Here is a 1,173-nt window from a genome sequence, read left to right on the forward strand (position 1 = left end):
TCATCGGCGGCATCGGCTTTCGCATCATCGATCAATTTCTTCAGAAAGGCCTCGGTCTTCGCGTCGGGGTGGCCATTCTGCAGATCGTGCTCCGCGGCGTCGATGATGTTGTCGAGCCCTTGCAACTCGTGTTCCAACGTGGCGATCCGGCGTGCCCCGGCTTTTTGCGCCTCAGCTAAGGCGGCGGCAATGTTCTCCAGGTCGCTACCGATCTTGGGCAGCTGTTCTGTCTGCAAGCCAAGGGATTTCGTCAACCGCTGCACTTCAGCGGAGCCGTTGATCGGGTGATCACCGTTCTGGTGATTCCAGGCCATGTCGAAGCGCTTGCGGGCCTGTTCGAATTCTTCTTGGGCTGCGGTGGAGCATCGGCCGGCAGCATGGAAAGCCTCTGCCAGTTGAGAGATCTGAAAAGGGCTACCGGCCTGCAAGCTCTGGTTGATCGCCCATGGGTCACCGCCAGCTCTGGCGATGAGATCGCCAATGCTTAGCTCGATCAGTTGCATCGCACCACCCGCCAACCCGCCGTCTATGCTTCCGACCAGCTACGACGCTACCTCTAGTGGTATCCGGTCATGTCAGTTCCGGACGCAGCGCCTCACTGCTGTCGCTCCTCGCGAAGCTGGTCGATCAGGGTGGTACTCGGTGCGTGATCATTTGCCACCAAAGCCGCGCACCAAGCGCGCGACACCAACTGCAGATCGGCGTCAATCGCTTCGATATCGCGCATGTCCGAATGCTAAGCCGAGGCAGCGCTTCGCTCACTTCACCCCGGCGAACGGCGCAGATTCTTTATCTCGAAGGTGACTGATCGCTGGCGTAAGACCACCGACTTTATGCGGCCGTCAGCATCGGTTTGAGGCAGATCGTCGTCGGACCGGCCTGACGTCGCTGGGATTCGCTAGTGAGATGAAGCCGTGTCTGCGCTGCGTCGAGGCTAGTACATAGTGAATAGCGGCCAACGGCGTCCGCCCGTAATTTTCTACCCATGCGAGACCTCGCGACCATCGATGGCGAATCCGCCTGGTGACGCGAGCGCGCCTAGCGGCTCGATAACTCTGCGACGGCATTCCAGTACCACATTGATCGATCAGGCGCTCGACGAGCGAACGGCGGCAAATTGCACCGCAGCGTCGGCTTGAACCGGCGTGGAGAGGTTACCAGCGGGGTAGCGTC

The 1,173-nt window shown here is 60.1% G+C and carries 1 protein-coding gene and 1 pseudogene; both read right to left on the bottom strand.

Features of this window, described 5'->3' with window-relative positions; translation table 11 throughout:
• Positions 1-503, bottom strand: a pseudogene (locus A5622_RS26050) (hypothetical protein); the annotation flags it as partial.
• Between the two features lie 92 nt (positions 504-595).
• Positions 596-727: a hypothetical protein gene (locus A5622_RS30560; RefSeq protein ID WP_255361663.1), complete on the bottom strand. Its 132-nt coding sequence runs from the start codon at positions 725-727 to the stop codon at positions 596-598.
• Positions 728-1,173: the final 446 nt, after the last annotated feature.

It is taken from the genome of Mycobacterium sp. 1245801.1, from assembly GCF_001673055.1.
Taxonomy (GTDB): domain Bacteria; phylum Actinomycetota; class Actinomycetes; order Mycobacteriales; family Mycobacteriaceae; genus Mycobacterium; species Mycobacterium europaeum_A.